16 protein-coding genes are annotated in these 15,610 nt (G+C 63.0%); 11 read left to right on the top strand and 5 right to left on the bottom strand.

The window, feature by feature from the left end; genetic code table 11:
* Positions 1-237: 237 nt before the first annotated feature.
* Both secD and secF read left to right on the top strand, forming a co-directional pair.
* Entirely contained in the window at positions 238-1,797 is a 1,560-nt protein-coding gene (gene secD / locus ABF990_RS00515) for a protein translocase subunit SecD (RefSeq protein WP_415491794.1), read from the top strand.
* Between the two features lie 14 nt (positions 1,798-1,811).
* Entirely contained in the window at positions 1,812-2,756 is a 945-nt protein-coding gene (secF, locus tag ABF990_RS00510; RefSeq protein ID WP_415491795.1) for a protein translocase subunit SecF, read from the top strand.
* 314 nt (positions 2,757-3,070) lie between these two features.
* Here secF and ABF990_RS00505 read toward each other — a convergent pair whose 3' ends face one another.
* Entirely contained in the window at positions 3,071-3,472 is a 402-nt protein-coding gene (locus ABF990_RS00505) for a hypothetical protein (protein WP_415499630.1), read from the bottom strand.
* 221 nt (positions 3,473-3,693) lie between these two features.
* On the bottom strand, positions 3,694-4,176 hold the full coding sequence (mscL, locus tag ABF990_RS00500; RefSeq protein WP_415499631.1) for a large-conductance mechanosensitive channel protein MscL: 483 nt from the start codon (positions 4,174-4,176) through the stop codon (positions 3,694-3,696).
* Between the two features lie 317 nt (positions 4,177-4,493).
* Between mscL and rpmE the strand changes: the two genes are divergently transcribed.
* From rpmE to ABF990_RS00485, 3 genes are all read left to right on the top strand, one after another.
* The gene (rpmE, locus tag ABF990_RS00495; RefSeq protein WP_415491798.1) at positions 4,494-4,724 is read left to right on the top strand and encodes a 50S ribosomal protein L31; all 231 of its coding nucleotides are present in this window, start codon (positions 4,494-4,496) and stop codon (positions 4,722-4,724) included.
* A gap of 184 nt (positions 4,725-4,908) precedes the next feature.
* Positions 4,909-5,391, top strand: coding sequence for an Hsp20 family protein (locus ABF990_RS00490; RefSeq protein WP_415491811.1), 483 nt, complete (start codon positions 4,909-4,911; stop codon positions 5,389-5,391).
* 229 nt (positions 5,392-5,620) lie between these two features.
* The gene (locus tag ABF990_RS00485) at positions 5,621-6,211 is read left to right on the top strand and encodes a DUF1013 domain-containing protein (protein WP_415491799.1); all 591 of its coding nucleotides are present in this window, start codon (positions 5,621-5,623) and stop codon (positions 6,209-6,211) included.
* A gap of 59 nt (positions 6,212-6,270) precedes the next feature.
* Here ABF990_RS00485 and ABF990_RS00480 read toward each other — a convergent pair whose 3' ends face one another.
* Positions 6,271-6,435 (bottom strand): YdcH family protein, encoded by a 165-nt coding sequence (locus tag ABF990_RS00480; protein ID WP_415491800.1) that lies wholly within the window; start codon positions 6,433-6,435, stop codon positions 6,271-6,273.
* 236 nt (positions 6,436-6,671) lie between these two features.
* Here ABF990_RS00480 and ABF990_RS00475 point away from each other — a divergent pair, with 236 nt between their 5' ends.
* From ABF990_RS00475 to ABF990_RS00465, 3 genes are all read left to right on the top strand, one after another.
* On the top strand, positions 6,672-6,878 hold the full coding sequence (locus ABF990_RS00475) for a YdcH family protein (RefSeq protein WP_415491801.1): 207 nt from the start codon (positions 6,672-6,674) through the stop codon (positions 6,876-6,878).
* A gap of 116 nt (positions 6,879-6,994) precedes the next feature.
* Positions 6,995-7,498: a 5-(carboxyamino)imidazole ribonucleotide mutase gene (gene purE / locus ABF990_RS00470; protein ID WP_415491812.1), complete on the top strand. Its 504-nt coding sequence runs from the start codon at positions 6,995-6,997 to the stop codon at positions 7,496-7,498.
* Complete coding sequence (locus tag ABF990_RS00465; RefSeq protein WP_415499632.1) at positions 7,495-8,673, top strand: 5-(carboxyamino)imidazole ribonucleotide synthase; 1,179 nt, start codon at positions 7,495-7,497, stop codon at positions 8,671-8,673. Before purE ends, ABF990_RS00465 begins: the two co-directional genes overlap by 4 nt.
* Positions 8,674-8,849: 176 nt before the next feature.
* On the opposite strand, the gene ABF990_RS00460 is transcribed toward ABF990_RS00465, so the two are convergent.
* Together ABF990_RS00460 and ABF990_RS00455 are read right to left on the bottom strand one after the other, a co-directional pair.
* Positions 8,850-9,596 (bottom strand): JAB domain-containing protein, encoded by a 747-nt coding sequence (locus ABF990_RS00460; RefSeq protein WP_415499633.1) that lies wholly within the window; start codon positions 9,594-9,596, stop codon positions 8,850-8,852.
* Positions 9,597-9,736: 140 nt separating this feature from the next.
* Positions 9,737-10,405, bottom strand: coding sequence for a JAB domain-containing protein (locus tag ABF990_RS00455; RefSeq protein ID WP_415499634.1), 669 nt, complete (start codon positions 10,403-10,405; stop codon positions 9,737-9,739).
* Between the two features lie 200 nt (positions 10,406-10,605).
* Between ABF990_RS00455 and ABF990_RS00450 the strand changes: the two genes are divergently transcribed.
* From ABF990_RS00450 to ABF990_RS00440, 3 genes are all read left to right on the top strand, one after another.
* Positions 10,606-12,789: an ATP-dependent helicase gene (locus tag ABF990_RS00450; protein WP_415499648.1), complete on the top strand. Its 2,184-nt coding sequence runs from the start codon at positions 10,606-10,608 to the stop codon at positions 12,787-12,789.
* Positions 12,789-13,700 carry a 50S ribosomal protein L11 methyltransferase gene (locus ABF990_RS00445; RefSeq protein ID WP_415491806.1) on the top strand — a complete coding sequence of 304 codons (912 nt, stop codon included), beginning with the start codon at positions 12,789-12,791 and terminating at the stop codon, positions 13,698-13,700. The genes ABF990_RS00450 and ABF990_RS00445 overlap by 1 nt, the downstream gene beginning before the upstream one ends.
* Before the next feature lie 65 nt (positions 13,701-13,765).
* A complete protein-coding gene (locus tag ABF990_RS00440) occupies positions 13,766-15,571 on the top strand; it encodes an aminopeptidase P family protein (RefSeq protein WP_415499635.1) in 1,806 nt (601 codons plus the stop codon).
* Positions 15,572-15,610: the final 39 nt, after the last annotated feature.

Here is a 15,610-nt window from a genome sequence, read left to right as displayed (position 1 = left end):
ATGCAAGACAGAGCCCCTGCCGCGCCGTCGCCCCCGCGCCGACACGGCATGCCACGAAAAAAAACAGCCTGAAAACAGTCATAATCTGGCAGTTTCGGCACCAAAAAGGTGATGCAGCCATGCCACGCGGGGGCGGCAAGAACGCAGCTTCATGCCTGCACGATCAGTTGAATGGTTGCATCCCACCTGCGGGGACGGCATGTTCCGGGCAACAGAACTGCAAGTGATCAGGTAAGAATGTATTACAGCCGCCTTAAACTGGCCTCGGTAATGGGCGTGTGCCTGCTGGGCCTGCTGCTATGCCTGCCCAACGGCATGCGCAAGCCGTTCCCTTCCGTGCCGTGGAGGCAGATTCATCTCGGGCTGGACCTGCGGGGCGGCTCTTACCTGCTGATGCAGGTCGACCTGAAAAGCCTGACGCATGACAGATTGCAGACCCTGTCCGAGACCGTGCGCGACACGCTGCTGAAAAACAACCTGGGCTACCAGAACATCACGGTGGATGCGGACCGCGCGGAAATTACCTTCCTGCCGCGCACCCCGTCGGAAACACAGGCCGACATCGCGGCCCTGGCCGACCTGCCCCGCGCCGTGCCCAACGAATTCAGCGTAAGCGCGCGTGACGGCGGCGCCATTGCCCTGACACTCGCACCCGAATCCATCCGCATCCGCGCGCGTGAGGCGGTTACCCAGTCCATCGAGATCGTGCGCCGCCGTATAGACGGCACCGGGGCGGTAGACCCCGAGATCACCCGCCAGGGCGATGACCGGATCGTGGTTGAACTGCCCGGCGTGAGCGATCCGGACCGGATCAAGGCGCTGCTTGGCACCACCGCCAAAATGACCTTCCAACTGGTCGATTCCAACCCGTTGCACGCCACCTATCCGCCGCCGGGCGTCAGCCTGCTGCCCATGGCCAACCCGGCCGATGGCAGCCCGCTGGCCGTGTTCGACCATGTGGATGTGGACGGTTCGGACCTGACAAACGCCGGTGCGGCGATAGACCAGCAGACCGGCGAATGGGCTGTCAGTTTTTCCTTTGACTCGATCGGCACCCATTCCTTCGCGGCTGTAACCCAGGCCAATGTCGGCAAGCGTTTCGCCATCGTGCTGGACAACAAGGTGATCGAGGCCCCGGTGATCCGTACCCCCATTACAGGGGGTAACGGCCAGATTACCGGCGGTTTCGACGCCCAGCGCGCAACGGATCTCGCCCTTATGCTGCGCGCGGGGGCCCTGCCCGCGCCGCTCAGCGTTGTGGAACAGCGCACCATTGGCCCGTCGCTAGGGGCCGATTCCATCCGTGCCGGCATCATCAGCCTTGCCGCGGGCTTTGTGCTGGTTGTGGTGTTCATGGTGCTGTTCTACGGCCGCTTCGGCTGGTACGCGGACATTGCCCTGCTGGCCAACCTGGTCCTGATGGTGGCGATCCTGTCCCTGTTCGAAGCGACACTGACCCTGCCCGGCATGGCCGGCATGCTGCTGACCCTGGGCATGGCGGTTGACGCCAATATCCTGATCAATGAACGCATACGCGAGGAAGTGGCCCGTGGCCGCACCCCGCTGGCGGCCATGCAGGCCGGGTTCGAACGTGCCACCTCCACTATTGTAGACAGTAACGCCACCGCCCTGCTGGCGCATGTGATGCTGTTCGTGTTCGGCACCGGCCCGGTGCGCGGTTTCGCGCTGACCATCACCATCGGGATCGTGACCACCCTGTTCACGACCCTGCTGCTTTCCCGCATGCTCATGGCCCGCTGGTACGCGCTCACGCGCCCTGCCAGCCTGCCGGTCTGAAAAACGAGGCGCATATGTTCGGACGTCCCCTTCTGCGCTTTGTTCGCAAAGACACCCATATCAACTTCATGCGTGGCCGGTTCATGGGGCTGATCACCTCGGCCGTGCTGTCCGTGGCCTCGCTGATCCTGTTCTTCCACCCCGGGCTGACGCTGGGGCTGGATTTTCGCGGCGGGATCGTGGTCGAAGCCAAAACCACCGGCCCGGCCGATTTCGCAAAACTGCGCGACGCCCTTGCAGCCCACGGCATTCGCCATGCCGCGTTCCAGGCTTTCGGCGCGTCCGATGACGTGCTGATCCGCCTGGACACGGGCGAAGGACAGGACACGCAGGCCGTGGTCGATCAGGTGCGCCACACCGTGGCCGACGCCCTGCCCGGCACCACCATCCTGCGGGCGGACGCGGTGGGGGCATCGGTTTCGGCCGAACTGTTCCGCAACGGCATGCTGGCACTCGGGCTCAGCCTGGCCATGATTTTGGGCTATATCTGGGTCCGCTTCGAATGGGAATTCGCGCTGAGCGCGGTCATTACCCTGGTGCTGGACCTGACCAAGACCATGGGTTTTCTCGTACTGACCGGCTTTGAGTTCGATCTGGTCATGGTGGCGGCCATCCTCACCATTCTGGGCTATTCCACCAACGACAAGGTGGTGGTGTACGACCGCGTGCGCGAAAACCTGCGCAAATACCGCTCCATGCCCCTGATCGACCTGCTCAACCTCTCCATCAACGAAACGCTGAACCGTACGCTGGGCACGTCATCCACCGTCTTTCTGGCGGCGTTGCCTCTTGCCCTGTGGGGTGGCGCCACGCTGTCGGGCTTTGCCTGGACCATGCTGTTCGGCATTGTGGTCGGCACATCCTCCTCCATTTTCATTGCGGCACCGCTGCTGCTGTTCATGGGGGAAGGCCGTCTCAAACGTGGGGCGAAGGCCGCCAAGGCCGGCTCCGCTTCGTAACCCATTTCATTCAGTCGGCAGGCCGGACGAACGGGGTGTTCCCGGCCTGATGGCCCGCCGATCGACAGATGGAGCGCCGCGCTGGCAAAAGCACGGGCTGTCAGAACGGATCATGGGGGATACGTCGACCAGAAATGGCAGGTACACCCCCGCAATGGCTATCTGGCCAACACAAGCGGATTACCCGGGCCTGACTCTACCGTGCGGGACACAGTCTGCGCGCATGCCCTGACTGGCATTTGAAACAACCAGTGCGCCGCACAGGCAATACAATGCCAAACATAGCGGGGTTTTGCAGCCTGCCACCGATATTTTCAGCGCATGAAACGGGGGGCTGGCTCGGCTACCGGGGGCTGCGGGCGCCCGGACACAGGAGCGGTCGCACCGTCGATCACCCCGATAAAATCTTCTACCCGCTGCCCGGCATTGCCCAGATTATTTTGCGTCGGCTTGTCACGGAAGAGCAGAATAGCGATCAGCGCGCTGCGATCGGCCTGCACGATATGCAGATATTCGGCAGGCGTTACCCGCTCACTCATCAGCCGTCCACGGGCCATGCCGTTGGCTACAAGGTAGGAATACAGCACTGTGCTGGGTGTCTGGCGCAGAACCAGACCCTGCGGCCCGGACTGGCACCCGGCGGCAAGGCCGCACACCGCCGTCAGGGCCAGCAGAGGTTTAAGGCGCGCAAGATGGCGGAACATGGCACGGGTCATTGCCGTAATCCTATCCCATATTCCGCATTGCGCAAACCGAAGCACAAACTGGAGTAATCACCCCACCCGGTTCCGTGTTCCATGCCCTGAAAAACCGGCCGGGAACGCAACGCTCCAGAAAGGACGTCGGAGAAGGAACACCGGAACAGGGGCCAGCAAAGCCGCGAAAGGTGCCGCCATAAGGGTGGCACCAGAGCAGGCAGGCGGTACTAAAGGCCCGATCAGGCCTTGTCAGCACCCTTGTTGGCTACAGCCAGTTCATCACGGATCTGCTCAAGCAGAACCTCGGTCTTGGTGGGGACGGGCGGTGGTGCATCGGCTGCATCCTGCGCTTCCTGACGGCTGTGGAAGCTGCTCAGCACCTTGACCATCCAGAAAATGGCGAACGCCACGATCAGGAACTGAAGAACGGCGTTGAGGAACAGGCCGATATTCAGGGTTACGGCGCCGGCCTTCTGGGCGTCGGCCAAGGTTGCAAGATGCGGCCCCTTGAGCGTGATGAACAGGTTTGAAAAATCGATACCGCCAATCAGCAGGCCCAGCAGCGGGTTGAAGAGATCCTTCACCAGGCTGTTGACGATAGCCGTAAAGGCCGCGCCGATAATGACACCGACGGCCAGATCGACGACATTGCCGCGCATGATGAATTTACGGAATTCCGTCACCCAGCCCGGGGTATGGATAAGAGAGGCAGGTTTAGCCATTCAAGTATTCCTGTTCTATAATAAGGAAAGTAACGTCAGCATGGTCTTTGTATCTCTCATAACGCAAAGGCGTCTCAAGCCAAGAAAGATCCGCACCCTCCTTTTTTCGGGGCCTGCGCTGTTGGCACCACACTGCGCGGTCGGGTGAACGCCCAGGGCAGAACCACGCCCGGTCTGTATATGTACCGCAAGAGGGCTCCTGCCCCTTCGGCCGTGCCTGAAATGAACTATTGATCCCGCCCGCCCGTGCCGTTATATGCACGGCACCAACGCCCGGTCGGTATCGGGCCAGCTTATTGCGATGAAAGACCTGTTTGATGAAGCCCGGCATTCACCCCGACTACCACGAAATCACCGTTATCATGACGGACGGCACGGAATATCAGACGCATTCCTGCTATGGCAAACCCGGCGATACGCTCCGTCTCGACGTTGACACCAAGTCCCACCCGGCGTGGACGGGTGTGCAGCGTATCCTCGACACCGGGGGCCAGGTTGCCAAGTTCAACAAGCGCTTTGCAGGAATCGGCAGCCGCACCAAAGGCTGAGCTTTTCCGCAGTTGGTTGTGTTGCAGGCCCCACCCTCTTGAAAAAGGCGGTGGGGCTTTCCACGTTCAGGATGTGCGAATGCCCCATGGAGGGGTTCGCACCTTAACAAAGCCGCCCAGACAGGTTGCCTGCCGGGACCTGTCATAAGGGCAGAACCTTGCCATGAGAGAAGGTTTCCTGAACATGACATACGATTTCGCACCCCTGTTCCGCACCGCCATCGGTTTTGACCGTCTGGCTCAGGTTATGGACACCGCCGCGCGCAACACCGCCACCCCCAGCTATCCGCCATACGATATCGCCAAGACCGGCAATGACAGCTACGCGCTGACCATGGCCGTGGCAGGCTTTGGCCCGGAAGATATCGAGCTTGTGGTGCAGGACAATACGCTGGTGGTGCAGGGCCGGGTCAGCACCCCCCAGAATGAAGGAGAAATCCTGCATCGGGGCATTGCACGGCGCGCGTTCGAACGCCGTTTCGCCCTTGCTGATCATGTGGAAGTCACCGGGGCTGACATGAACAACGGGCTTTTGCGCATTACGGTGCGCCAGATCATGCCAGAAGCGCTCAAGCCCAGACATATCAGCATCAACACCACCCGCCCGGACGCACCGCGGATTGAACCCCGCCAGACAGCACCAGACAGCACGCCTGCGGCGGCGTAAGGGTGGCGCATAGTCCGCCGCCATAACGGCCCGAAAAAACGGGGAAGGGAAAAACTGCGGTTTTCTCCTTCCCCATTATGCATTTGCCGCTTGACCTGCACAGGCTGCACCCTCCATATCGGTGACACAGATGCGCGTCTGCAGGCACGCAGGCTTCGGGGGTGACCCTCCTCAGGCCATCGACTTTCGGGTGCCTGCGTAAACGCGGCCCGATGACAGGATGGACGCCATGACAACCTTACCCCTCATGCCCAAAGCGACTGCTGTGTGGCTGATCGAAAAAACGGCCCTCAGCTTCGAACAGATCGCCGCGTTCTGTGGCATGCACCCGCTTGAAGTCCAGGCCATTGCAGATGGCGAAGTGGCGCAAGGTATCGTGGGTTACGACCCGGTTGCCAACCATCAGCTCACGCTGGATGAAATTCGCAGGTGTGAGGCAACGCCCACCGCACGGCTGAAAATCCTGACCTCGGGCAACCCGGTGCGCCGCCGCTCCAAGGGCGCGCGTTACACACCGGTGGCCAAGCGCCATGACCGGCCCGATGGCATTGCCTTTCTGCTGCGCAACTACCCGCAGTTGAGCGACCAGCAGGTTGTCAAGCTTCTGGGCACGACCAAGGACACCATTGCCAAGGTGCGCGACAAGCAGCACTGGAATACGCCCAACATCAAGCCGCGCGACCCCGTTACGGTAGGGCTGTGCAGCCAGACCGACCTGAACGCGGCTGTAAGCGAAGCCAATGCCAAGCTTGAGCGCGAAGGTGCGGATATTCCCACCCCCTCGCCCGAAGTCATGGGCTTTGGCGCGTCCGAGGACTGAGAGAAACCACCCGGCATGTACCCCTGCCCGCGGGCAGGGGCTTGCCTCGGGCCGTGTAGTCAGGCCGTCATTTTCTCGATTTCTTCCTTGAGCCGCAGCTTCTGTAGCTTGAGGCACATCAGAACACGTTCATCCGGTCGGGGTCTGCCCCCTTCGGTGACGATCTTCTGGTCAATCCGGAAATGGCGGTTCTTGAGACTTTCGATCCGTGCAAGACGTGTCATGGTTGCCTCCATTCGGTGTGTGACACACCAACGGTAGCGTACTGGTCTCTCAAAATTTCATGCTAATTTCATAATCCAATGCAAGCTCGTATGCGCTGGGGACATGGAACTTTTTATGGCGCCGGGACTGGCCACCTGCGCACGGTTGGTGAAAACTGGCATGATGGCAGGCAAGGCACCTGCCGGGCGGCCCGAATCCGCTCCTGCCGGACACAACGCCAATGGGAGAGCCAATCATGCTGACAGACCGCGATTCACTGTTGGGCCAGCTTCATGAACTCCGCAGCGAACACCGCGACCTGGATACCGTGATAAGCCGTATCGTGTCCGAAGCCAGTTTCATGGATCAGCTCTATCTCCAGCGGCTGAAAAAAAGAAAGCTGCTGCTCAAGGACCGCATAACAAAGCTTGAAAGCATGCTCATACCCGACAATATTGCCTGACTTCGGATTTCCCTGAATTTTGACACCCGCCAGCAGCGCGGGCCAGACCGACCGGATATGCCACCGCCGTGAACACCGCAGCCCCCAAACCTTCGCCTTCCACCTTTACGGAAGACATGGCCACCCACCCTGCCCCAAAAGTGGGTGTCATTATGGGCAGCCAGTCCGACTGGGAGACCATGCGCCATGCGGATGCGATTCTGACCGAACTGGATATCGCCCACGAAATCCGTATCGTCTCGGCCCATCGCACGCCGGACCGGCTGGCGGACTATGCGCGCACGGCGGCCACGCGCGGGCTTTGCGTCATTATCGCCGGGGCGGGCGGGGCGGCCCATCTGCCTGGCATGTGTGCGGCATGGACGCGCCTGCCCGTACTGGGCGTGCCTGTGGAATCCCGTGCGCTCAAAGGCATGGACAGTCTCCTGTCCATTGTGCAGATGCCTGGCGGCGTGCCTGTCGGCACGCTGGCCATTGGTGCCGCCGGTGCAAAAAACGCGGCTTTGCTGGCTGCCTCCATTCTTTCCCTTCAGAACCCGGATCTGGCCGCCCGGCTTGATGCATGGCGTGCCTTGCAGACAGCCTCCGTCGCCACGGTTCCCACGATCGAAAACGAATGACACAGACGCATAAGGTTCTCCCCCCCAATAGTGTAATCGGCATCGTGGGGGGCGGCCAGTTGGGCCGCATGTCCGCCATTGCAGCGGCCAAGCTGGGTTACAGGGCCCATATTCTCACCCAGGGGACGCAGGACCCGGCAGTACAGGTCGCGCATGCCGTGACCATCGGCGCCTATGACGACACCAGAGCGCTGGAGGCGTTTGCCTGCGCGGTGGATGTGGTGACATTCGAGTTCGAGAATATCAGCGCCAATGCACTGGACCAGCTTGCCAGCTACTGCCCGGTCAGGCCGTCCGGGCGTATCCTGCGCATAAGCCAGGATCGCCTGGCGGAAAAAACCTTCCTGACCGAAGCAGGCGTGCCGGTTGCCCCGTGGCATGCGGTCACGGACAAGGATTCCCTTTACGCCGCGGCTGAAAAGCTGGGCCTGCCGCTTATACTCAAGACAACGCGCAACGGGTATGACGGCAAGGGCCAGAGACGCGTCTATGACATCAGCGATCTGGAAAACGCCTTCACGGAACTGGCACCCCACCCGCTTGTGGCCGAAGCCATGGTGGATTTCGCCTGCGAACTCAGCGTTATGGTCGCACGTGGGGTGGATGGCACCATCCGCTGTTTCGACGCGGTGCAGAACCGGCACTGGCACGGCATTCTGGACCTGACGCTGGCCCCCGCCCCGGTCATGGACGACATTGCCGCAACGGCCCGGACCCTGGCCGCCAAGGTTGCCCGCCAGCTTGGCCTGAAAGGCATTATGGGGGTGGAAATGTTCCTGGACCGTGACGGGCGGATCATGGTCAACGAAATTGCTCCACGCCCCCATAATTCGGGCCACTGGACCATGAATGCCTGCCCGCAGGACCAGTTCGACATGCATATCCGCGCGGTAGCCGGCCTGCCGCTGCCAGACGCCATCCGCCATTCCGATGCCGTGATGAAAAACCTGGTCGGGCCGGAAGACATGGCGCTGTGGCCGGAAATTCTGGCAACACCCGCGCATATCCCGCACCTGTACGGCAAGGCGGAAGCGCGCGAAGGCCGCAAGATGGGACATGTCAACATTCTGTTCCCCATTGGCGGCCTGCCGGGCGAGCATGGTATACAGGCGGCACTGGGGCCACTGGCGACCAAAACCGCCGCGCCCTATGCTCTGGCCGACGCAATGCCATAACCCCTGCGGGCCATTCTTCCTGTTGCAGGACAGGCTCAAAGGCGGGATGGACAGATAACGTTCCAGCCCCGCGATAGTCGGCGTGGGTGGTTTTTACGCCCATGATGCTGCTGTCGCGGCCCCCCGATGCAGCTAAGGGGTAACAACGCCGCCTCTTGATCCGGCAGACAGGCCAGTCAGAGCAGACCTGCCTCTTTCATGCTGAAAATCCGGCTCTCTCCCACAATGACGTGGTCCCATACCATCAGCCCCAGCACGGATGCCGCCGCCACGATCCGCCGGGTCATGACGATATCGGCGTCTGACGGGGCTGGATTGCCGCTGGGGTGATTATGCACCAGCAGCAGCCCCTTCGCCTCCAGGTCCAGGGCACGCCGCATCAACTCCCTCGGGTAGATCGGGGCATGATCGACCGTTCCGTGCCCTGTCACTTCATCCCTGAGCAGGCGCTGTTCGGCGTCGAGAAACAGCACCCTGATCTGCTCTGTTTTCCTGTATCCCATCACGGCACCCAGATAGGCATGGAGTTGCTCGCGGCTGGCAAGAAGGGGGCGGTCGTGCAGCCGGGCCCGGTGTATGCGCAACACCACCTCGCGCGCCAGAAGCAACGCGACCCGCACGGGGTCCGACTGCGCTGCCGCAACCGCAGTCACGCGTTCGGCCGCGAACAGAACGGCTGGCAGGCTTCCGTATGCCGTCAGCAACTGGCGGGCAGGAGCAAGGGGCTCGGTCAGGCGTGGCAGGGCGTGGCGCAACAAAGCGGCCAGAAGGGTCAGGTCGTCATGCTCCGGCTCTGCCGTGTGGTGGGCTTGCGCAGCCCGGTCCGCAACGGGCTGTAACGCCCCCTCCACCCCGAACCGAAAGAACGACGCATCGGCCAGTTGTTCGTTCCGCCCAGCCGTTTCCTGCCTTGCGTCACCCATGCGCGCGCCCGGACCAGAGCCCGCAGTCTCCGGGCCGCCCTTGCCCACAGGCCTGCGCCCGGCCCGGCGAGGTCGCGGGATGTTGTTCCGGGACTCCGGCCTTTCCACGCCCGGAATATCTGCGTCACGTCGGGAGGTGTTCACCGCGCCGCCTCATCGAAACTGAAACTGCGCCATTGCCCCTGCCCCACCACCATATGGCCATGCACCGCCACACCCAGCAATACCCCCGCCCGGGCAAGGGCCTTGGCAAACGACGTGTCACGCGCCATGGCGGGGTCCAGCGGTTCCTGCGCGCGTGCCAGATACACGGTCATGACACCCGTTGCGTGCAGTGCAAGCGCACGCTGCAAAAGCCGTGCCACAGCCTGTTTGACAGTCCCGATCTCTGGCCTGGAGTCGAGCAGGTCTGGCGGAAAGGTCATGTCCTCATCCGCGATCAGATGGTTATGGCTGTCCAGGAACAGCGCATGCATCTGCCCCGCGCAGTCGGACAGATGCACGTCGCAATAGGCCAGCATGCTTTCCCAGTTGTCCAGCGCCAGCCGTTCCCCGCCGCCACCCTGCACCGCATGGTGCGCAATATGGTGCAATGTCGCGAACAGCCGCACGCAACCAGCCGGCACCCGGGCCTGCTCCAGCGCATCGGGGCTGGCCGACACCACGGCCGCAAGACCGCCGAAACGGTTGATCAGGCTTTTGGCCAGCGGCTTGGTGTCGCGCCGGGGCACACCAGCGAACAGCAGCATTTCCAGCACCTCGTAATCCGCCAGCCCTCCGGCCCCCGTATGCAGCACGCGTTCGCGCATGCGCTGCCTGTGCCCCGCGGGCCCTGTGGTTTTGAAAACGGGGGCTGAACCTTGGGGAGCATCGGGCTGCTGTGCGCCGTCGTGACTGTCTGCCCCCCTGTTCCGCATTTTGGCTGCTCCGCTTGGCCTATCGTGCCTGCTTATTCTATAAAGGAGAGGTGACGACATCCGAACCCCCTTCCCCATCGCTTTTTTCGGCCATGCCCGCAGGCGATGGCTCCTATCTGGCGCGGCTGAACCCCGAGCAGCGCGCGGCCATAGAAACAACCGACGGCCCGCTGCTGGTGCTGGCCGGGGCGGGTACGGGCAAGACGCGGGTGCTGACCACGCGTTTCGCCCATATCCTGCTGACCGGTCGCGCCAAGCCATGGCAGATTCTCGCCGTCACCTTTACCAACAAGGCCGCGCGCGAAATGCGCGAACGTGTGGGCCTGCTGCTGGGCAGCCCGGCCGACGGGCTGTGGCTGGGCACGTTCCACGCCCTGTGCGCGCGCATGCTGCGCCGCCATGCGGAATATGCCGGACTGACCCAGGGTTTTACCATTCTCGACACGGACGACCAGTTGCGCCTGCTCAAACAGGTGATGGAGCCGTGGCGGATCGACACCAAGCGCTGGCCACCGCCGGGGCTTTTGGGTGTTATCCAGCGCTGGAAGGACCGGGGCCTGACACCAGCACGCGTCACCCCGGCCGAGGACACGGATTTCGCCAATGGCCATGCCCGCGCCATTTACGAGGCCTATCAGGCACGCCTGCTGCAACTGAACGCCTGCGACTTCGGCGACCTGATGCTGCATGTTACGGAAATCCTGCGCACCCAGCCCGATGTTCTGGCGCAGTACCACCGCCTGTTCCGCTATATTCTGGTAGACGAATACCAGGACACCAACACCGTTCAGTATCTGTGGCTGCGATTGTTAGCCAAACACCCGGACGGGGCGGCGAATATCTGCTGCGTGGGGGATGACGACCAGTCCATCTATTCCTGGCGCGGGGCGGAGGTTGAGAACATCCTGCGCTTCGAAAAGGATTTTCCCGGCGCGCAGGTTGTGCGGCTGGAACGCAATTACCGCTCCACCCGGCATATTCTGGGGGCCGCCGCCGGGCTGATCGCCCATAATACCGACCGGCTGGGCAAAACCCTGCGGTCTGGCCGGGAAGATGCCGAAGGCGAAAAAGTGCACGTGACCGGCGTGTGGGATTCGGACGCCGAAGCCCGACTGGTGTGCGAAACCGCGGAAAACCTGCGCGCGCAGGGGCACTCCCTGGCGGAAATGGCCATTCTGGTCCGTGCGGGTTTCCAGACCCGCGCGTTCGAGGAACGGCTGGTGCAGACCGGCCTGCCCTACCGGATTGTGGGTGGCATACGCTTTTACGAACGGGCCGAGGTGCGTGACGCCCTGGCCTATATGCGCGCGCTGAACCAGCCTGCCGACGATCTGGCCTTCGAACGTATCGTCAACGTGCCCAAGCGCGGCGTAGGGCCTGCCGCGCTCCAGAAACTGCATGCCGCCGCCAGGGCCGCGGGCGTGCCACTGGCAGTAGCCACCACGCAGTTGCTGGACAACGCAACGCTCAAGGGCAAGCTGGGCGAACAGCTTGGCGGGCTCATGGCAGCCCTTTCCACCACGCGCGACATTCTGGCGCGTGACGGGCATGTGGTCGCGATCGAACATCTGCTTGAACAGAGCGGCTATCTCGACATGTGGCGTCAGGACCGCTCGCCCGAGGCACCGGGCAGGCTTGAAAACCTGAAGGAACTTGTCCGCGCCCTGGCCGATTTCGGCACGCTGGGCGAATTTCTCGAACATGTCGCCCTTGTCATGGAACATGACGAAAACGCGCAGGAAGCCCGCCTGTCCATCATGACGCTGCATGGCGCCAAGGGGCTGGAATTCGATATCGTGTTCCTGCCCGGCTGGGAGGAAGGCGTTTTCCCGTCCCAGCGCACGCTGGATGAAGGCGGGCAGAAAGGGCTGGAGGAAGAACGCCGCCTGGCCTATGTGGGCATTACGCGCGCGCGCAAACAGGCGCTGATTTTCCATGCGGGCAGCCGCCGGATCTATGCCAACTGGCAGCCATCCATGCCCAGCCGCTTCCTTGACGAACTGCCAGACGAGCATATTACCCGCGCTGACGAAGGGGGCACACGCCACCGGGGCCTGCACATGACGGACTCCGTCTTTGCCAGTGGCCCTGTCGTGGCCCGTCGCAGGCGGGACCCGCTGGCCGATGACGCCACCAGCCTGCAACTGGGTGACCACGTGCGCCATGCCCGGTTCGGCGTGGGCATCGTGATCGCGGCTGACCGGCACCATGTCGAAATCGCGTTTGAAAACGCAGGCACCAAACGACTTCTGTCCTCCTTTATCGAGAAACTGTAATGGCCCAACCCGCCCGCCGACACGCCACCAGCCTGGAAACCATTTCCGTTACCATTCCCGAATCGGCTGTCGAATTTTACGAAAACGCCATTGGCAGTGTCTGCACCACAATCGGCCTTTTCGAAGCCAACCCCGAGGGCACGCTCTGGCGTGTCGAAGGGGTAAAGGACACCGGCCACCGTGAGGACGAACTGGCAGCGGCCCTGCTGCTGGCGGAACTGGCCAGTGGCGAGAGTGCGACACTGGAACGCGCCCCGACCGAGGCCGAAGGCTGGCTGGCCCGCACATACGAGGCATTCCCCGAGCAGCAGGTAGGCCGCCGCTTTGTGGTGCGCGGCACCCACCTGCCGGACCAGCCCGACGCCACCCGCATTGTGCTGACGCTTGACGCGGGCGTGGCCTTTGGTTCGGGCGAGCATGGCTCGACCCGTGGGTGCCTGCGCGCCCTTGAACGCATTGCCCACCGCAAGCCACGCCGTATTCTGGACCTGGGCTGCGGCACCGGCATTCTGGCCATGGCCGGGGCAGCCCTTTTGCACCAGCCGGTTCTGGCGGTGGATATCGAACCCTGGTCCGTGCGGGTTGCCGCCCGGAACGCGCAGCGTAACGGGCTTGCCCCTTTGCTGACCTGCCGGCTGGGCAATGGCTGGAACACGCCCGCCATCCGCCGCGCGGCCCCCTTCGACCTCGTATTCGCCAATATTCTGGCGCGTCCCCTGTGCCTGATGGCCAAGGACCTTGCGCATAACCTGCTGCCGGGTGGCACGGTCATTCTGGCCGGGCTGCTGCGCACGCAGGTTGGCATGGTGCTCTCGGCCCACAGACGGCAGGGGCTGGTGCTCGAACACCTGCTGACCGAGGGAGACTGGGCAACGCTGGTCCTCCGCCGCCCCAACCGTCCACGCCCGTAAGGGGCGTCTTGCAGGCCCCGCTGCCCGTTCCCGGTCCCACGACCCCCACGCAGGAGATTACCCGCATGCCATCCCCATCATCTACCCGGCTTGAGGCCCTGCGCGCCCTTCTGACCGATGAGGGGCTTGATGGGCTGATTATTCCCCACAGCGATGAATTTCTGGGGGAATACACCCCCGCCTGCGCCGAACGTCTGGCCTGGCTGACAGGCTTTACAGGCAGTGCGGGCAGTGCGGTGGTCCTGCAAAACCATGCAGCCGTTTTTTCGGACGGGCGCTACACCACCCAGTTGGAGCAGCAGGTGGATGGCGCATGCTGGCAACGCCTGCACAGCCAGCAAACGCCCCCCGCGACATGGCTTGCGGACACAGCAGGGCCCGGTGCCCGGATCGGTTATGACCCCCGGGTCATGAGCCAGGCGGAACTGCGGCCTTTTACAACACTGGATGGGGTGACACTGGTTGCGACCCCAACCAACCCGATCGACACTTTATGGACCGACCGCCCTGCCCTGCCGAACGGACCGGCCTTTATCCACCCGCTGAACCATGCGGGTGAAAGTTCCGCCAGCAAGCGCGCGCGCATAGCGCAGGCCCTGCGCGCATGCGGGCAGGACGCCGCCGTGCTGAGCGACAGCGCCTCCATAGCGTGGCTGCTGAACATTCGCGGGTCGGACATTCCCTGCACGCCGGTCGTGCTGGCGTTTGCGCTGATCCACGCCGATGCCTCGGCCGACCTGTTCATTGCCCCGGGCAAGATACCGCCGCCCGTGCGTGACTGGCTGGGGGCTGATATCCGCCAGCATGACCCTGCGGACATGGAACAGATTCTGGCCGGGCTGAGCGGCAGGACCGTGGGTGTGGACCCGGCCAGCAATGCGGTCTGGTTCGCCCAGTGCCTGAACAGCCATGGCGCCACCGTACGCGAAACGCCAGACCCCTGCCTGCTGCCCAAGGCCTGCAAGAACGAGGTGGAACAGGCAGGCATGCGCTCGGCCCATCTGCGCGACGGCGTGGCCCTGTGCCGCTTCCTGCACTGGCTGGATACTGACGGGCGCAACACCACCGAACTCCAGGCTGCTGCCACGCTGGATGCGTTCCGTGCCGAAGACCCGGGCTATGTGGAGGAATCCTTTCCCGCCATTTCAGGGGCCGGGCCAAATGGCGCGATCATCCATTACCGCGTGACACCCCAGAGCGACCGCAGGCTGGAAGAGAACGAGGTCTATCTGATCGACAGCGGCGGCCAGTACCCCGAAGGCACGACCGATGTGACCCGCACCGTCTGGACCGGCCCGGGGCCCGCCCCGGCTGGCCTGAAGGAAGTTTTCACCCGTGTGCTCAAAGGCAATATCCGGCTTGGGCAGGCCCGTTTTCCCGCGGGTACGGCCGGTTTTGCACTGGATGCGCTGGCCCGCTACGCCCTGTGGCAGGCCGGGCTGGACTACGATCATGGAACAGGCCACGGCGTAGGCAGCTTTCTGTCCGTGCATGAAGGACCGGCCCGTATTGCCAAAAGCCCTGTCGCTGTCGCCCTGCAGGACGGCATGGTTCTGTCCAACGAGCCGGGGTTCTACAAGCCGGGGGCCTATGGCATCCGGCTGGAAACACTGCTGCTTGTCCGCCCGGCCCGCCCACCTGCCGCACCACCGGGGCAGGTACCGGACTCCACACGCCAGTTTCTGGAGTTCGAGACCCTGACCCTGGCGCCGTTCGACCGGCGGCTGATCGACACGGCAGCCCTTGGCCCCGAAGATACCGCCCTACTGGATACCTACCATGCGCGTATCTTGCAGCTAATCGGGCCACACCTGCCCCAGGACGCCCGAAAATGGCTTGAAGGGGCATGTTTGCCCCTCAACATGGCGTGAAACACGCACCTGCCCGGCCCGGTCACGTAATTGGGAATC

The sequence above is a fragment of the Acetobacter sp. genome, from assembly GCF_047723915.1.
Taxonomy (GTDB): domain Bacteria; phylum Pseudomonadota; class Alphaproteobacteria; order Acetobacterales; family Acetobacteraceae; genus Acetobacter.
This window is presented reverse-complemented; position numbering and strand designations above follow the sequence as displayed.